The organism is Actinophytocola sediminis, assembly GCF_054779715.1.
Genome location: NZ_BAAGXS010000141.1, coordinates 1 through 1,222 on the forward strand (window position 1 = coordinate 1; position 1,222 = coordinate 1,222).

General features: G+C 70.5%; 2 protein-coding genes and 1 tRNA gene. All 3 read left to right on the forward strand.

Features of this window, described 5'->3' with window-relative positions:
- The first annotated feature begins 176 nt into the window (after nt 1–176).
- Nucleotides 177–476 carry a hypothetical protein gene (locus ACYVIP_RS44710; protein ID WP_460407327.1) on the forward strand — a complete coding sequence of 100 codons (300 nt, stop codon included), beginning with the start codon at nt 177–179 and terminating at the stop codon, nt 474–476.
- Nucleotides 477–621: 145 nt separating this feature from the next.
- Entirely contained in the window at nt 622–765 is a 144-nt protein-coding gene (locus tag ACYVIP_RS44715; protein WP_460407329.1) for a hypothetical protein, read from the forward strand.
- Between the two features lie 397 nt (nt 766–1,162).
- A tRNA-Arg gene (locus ACYVIP_RS44720) sits at nt 1,163–1,221 on the forward strand.
- Nucleotide 1,222: the final 1 nt, after the last annotated feature.

The following is a 1,222-nucleotide window of genomic DNA, read 5'->3' on the forward strand; positions in this document are numbered from 1 at the left end:
CTCGCCGATCGGGGCCGGCGATGATCGACGAGACGTCAGGTGGCGGGCCGGATTCGTCGCCGGCCCGTCACCTGAGCGCGGACCGGGAACCACAGTCCTGCCGGTCTGCGCCTGGTGGGCGGCCCCATACACCACCTGGGGTCGCCCACCAGCCCCCGACTCCGGTCCCCACGGAGGTGGCCGCGCCGACCCAACCCCCCGACCCGGCGCGGCCACCAGACCTGTCGGCGATCGCGCGGTCGCGGCCGGCGCAGGTGAGCGACACGCCGACACCGGAGGAGTTCGACCTCGCGGACGAGCTGCAACTGCTGGGCCCCCTGCTCGAGCGGCACCGTGCGCGGCTGCTGGCGGGTATGCCGTACGACTGGCTCATGATCGCCGACGCGCTCAGCGAGTCCACCCAGGCCGCGCGAACGCTCGGGCTGCTGCGGCTCGAGCAGCAGATCGGCGACATCGGCGCGGACGGGGCCCGGTGAAAGGCCCGTGCGGGCTCTGCGACAGCTTCTATCACCTGCCGCCTACGTGCCCCTGGCCGAACGGGCGACCGGAGCCCACACCCGATCCAGATCCGCCAGCGCCGCCAGCGCCACCGCCAGCGCCACCGGAGAAGTAGCGCGGGCCATGGACGCCGAGGAGAAGAAGCGCATCCAGGACGCGATTGCCGCACTTCGGGCCGCCGGCGAAACGGCGAGCGCCGCGGGTGTTCAGGCGATCATCGATCAGATCGAGGAAGACCAGGCCCAGGATCCTCCGCCGAACGGGTGATCTGCCGGTCCGTACTGGACATTCCAGACAGGAGTGTCACACACTGTCTGCCTGCGACGGAGACACCTGGGCGGACTCCGGCGACACTGCGGGTGGTGACGGTCATGATGACCCGGTGGAGACTTGGTGTGTTCGGCGGCGCGATCGCGCACCTGCCTGACCCTGATGCCCCCGTCATCCACGGCCGACACCTGCGCTGGCGACGAGCCCTCTGCGACCGCCGCGTGCGCGCCGACGCGATCCCCGAGGACGGTACGGCACGCTGCCCCGACTGCGCACTCCGCGCCCGCGACAACCTACCCGCCGGAGCGACGACGACGAACGCCTGCTGAAGATCCTTCCCGCACCACACAACTAGCCCACTTGCGTACCCGCGTAGACTCCATAAACGCAGGTGAGCGTAGCGCTAAACGCACCACGCCTCCTAAGCGGCAGGTCGCAGGTTCGAATCCTGCCG